Raw genomic sequence first — 203 nt, forward strand, 5'->3', positions numbered from 1 at the left:
TTGTCATGACCTATCTCGGTCACGCGGTCGTTTTCTACCTCGGTGTGCCAATCTTTTTGTGCGTGTAAATACACTTGCTCACTGCCCGATTGGTCTTCGAACGTGAGCTCGTTGTAGCCCTCGCCTTGGTGGCTCTCGCTGCGCCAAACCGTCTTGGTTTTGTGTGCCGGTAAGGTATAAGGCGGCACATTGGTGGCATGATA

At 52.7% G+C, this 203-nt stretch carries 1 protein-coding gene; it reads right to left on the bottom strand.

Annotation, left to right across the window (positions count from 1 at the left end):
- Nucleotides 1–203: bacteriophage T4 gp5 trimerisation domain-containing protein (locus BZJ21_RS16070; RefSeq protein ID WP_449329006.1), on the bottom strand; the 203-nt coding region annotated here is incomplete at both ends.

Origin of the sequence: Salinivibrio costicola subsp. alcaliphilus (genome assembly GCF_001996185.1) — a bacterium.
Lineage (GTDB): Bacteria > Pseudomonadota > Gammaproteobacteria > Enterobacterales > Vibrionaceae > Salinivibrio > Salinivibrio costicola.